Consider the following 2,090-nt stretch of genomic DNA (forward strand, 5'->3'; position numbering starts at 1 on the left):
GGCTTCTGAGAGCTTTTAATATATTCTTTGATAATTTGTCTTTCGTGAACTACTCACCACTTAGCTAAACCTGACGGTTCTTAACGCTTGAAGTGGGAGCTTCTTGGGAATAGAGCATACTTGATAGCGTATTTCTTTACTAACAGCGGTGTCTCTTATTTACCAAGCTATCCCCGTAGTTCCTACGGTTCTTGATGATTGGATCTAAGCCAATCCCATAGAATGTAGTCTTAGACCTTCGGTCAGAATATTGATACTAGCATTGATATCACGATCATGATGAGTATGACAAACAGGACAAGTCCATTCTCGAATTTCAAGAGATTTCTTGCCATCTTTATGTCCGCACTCTGAACAAATCTGACTAGACGGAAACCATTTATCTACTTTGATGATTTTTCGTCCATACCAGTCAGCCTTGTATTGTAATTTAGTCACAAACTTTGACCAAGAAACATCAGAAATACTTTTAGCTAATTTATGATTTCGCAACATACCTTTTGTGTTTAAGTCTTCAATACAGATAATATCGTGATTTTTGATCATTTCTGTACTCAACTTATTCAGAAAATCAGTACGTTGATTCATTACTTTTTCATGCAATCTAGCTACTTTGCGTTTTTGTTTTTGATAATTTTTAGCTTCAAATAGATTGGTACCTTTATTTTTAGCCAATAAAGCACGCCTAGACAATTTGCGTTGTTCACGCTTTAGTTTCTTTTCCATTTTGGACGTGAATTTATTATTATCAATTTTTTGTCCATCAGAAAGAATCGCAAAGTCCATAATACCTAAGTCAATACCAATTGTGGAATTAGTTTTAGGTAATTCGATAATTTCTTCTTTACACAACAAAGAAATATAGTATTTACCGCTAGAATGACGTGATATTGTAGCAGATTTGATAATCCCTTTTGGTTGTCTATGAAGCTTAATTCTTACTAATGACTTCAATTTAGGAACTTTGATGAATTTACTATCAATCAAAGCAATTGTACCATTTTGATTATTCGTTGTATAACTCTGAACAGGATTTTTCTTACTTTTGAAACGTGGAAATCCAACGGATTTATCCCGAAAAAAATTCTTGTATGCTTTATCTAAATTAAGTTGGGCATTGGCTAAAGCAAGGCTATCAATTTCTTTCAAAAACGGAAATTCTTTCTTGTATTTAGCTGGTGTCGGAAAAGTCATTTTTTTAGAAGAATCATTTTTAACTTCTTCATACGCCTTTTTTCGGTCATCAAGCATTAGATTGTAGACCTTACGGACACAACCAAAAGATTTGGCAAAGAAGATTTCTTGTTCCTCTGTTGGATAGATTCTGAATTTGTATGCTTTTAGTTGTTCCATAAAGTTCACCTACTTTCTATTTATGATTGTTTCCTTGATTTTGGATATACTTCTTAATCACATCAATTGGTGCGCCACCAGTTGTCAGAAGACAAAAGCTTTTAGACCAGAACATTTCTTTCCAAAGAAATTGTTTGACTCTTGGAAAGTCACGTTTTATCAATCTTGAGCTGGCACTTTTATAGGCATTGATGAATTTTGTCAATTCTGTTTTAGGTTGAGCTTTGAACATAATATGAACGTGGTCTTTATCATGATTCCACTCCACTAAAGTAATGTGATACGATTCTGAAATTCTTTCAAAAGTAGTTTTGGCATAATCAGATATTTCATCATCAATCACTTGTCTACGATATTTCGTTACTAAAACAAGGTGGTAATAAAGAAGAAATACTGAATGATTATTTGTATCTAATTCCATGTTATATCAACTCATTTCTTGTATAGACTGATTGTAACATGGGACAAAATAAAAAGGCAATACGCCTTAGTTGTCGGTCTTCGAGTTACCAACGGTAACCCTCATACCGAACGGCATTCATCACCCACCTATAGAGGATGGGCGACTTCTGCCTAATTCTGTTAAAAAAAACTCTCGCTTTTTCTTCATCAGTAAAGTTTTTATACAACTGATTACAATAATGAGGTTTTTGAAGTTTCTGAATACCTATACTAACTTCAAATCCTTCTTCATGTTGAATTAGGATTACTTCTGTGTCTCTACCTAGAAATATTCG

At 33.7% G+C, this 2,090-nt stretch carries 2 protein-coding genes; both read right to left on the reverse strand.

The annotated features are described in order from the left end of the window. Positions 1-204: 204 nt before the first annotated feature. On the reverse strand, positions 205-1,353 hold the full coding sequence (gene tnpB, locus ACYU8V_RS16900) for an IS200/IS605 family element RNA-guided endonuclease TnpB (RefSeq protein WP_002323589.1): 1,149 nt from the start codon (positions 1,351-1,353) through the stop codon (positions 205-207). Between the two features lie 16 nt (positions 1,354-1,369). After that, a complete protein-coding gene (gene tnpA, locus ACYU8V_RS16905) occupies positions 1,370-1,774 on the reverse strand; it encodes an IS200/IS605-like element ISEfa4 family transposase (RefSeq protein ID WP_002287522.1) in 405 nt (134 codons plus the stop codon). Between the last annotated feature and the right edge of the window lie 316 nt (positions 1,775-2,090).

The sequence above is a fragment of the Nocardioides ultimimeridianus genome (assembly GCF_054777895.1).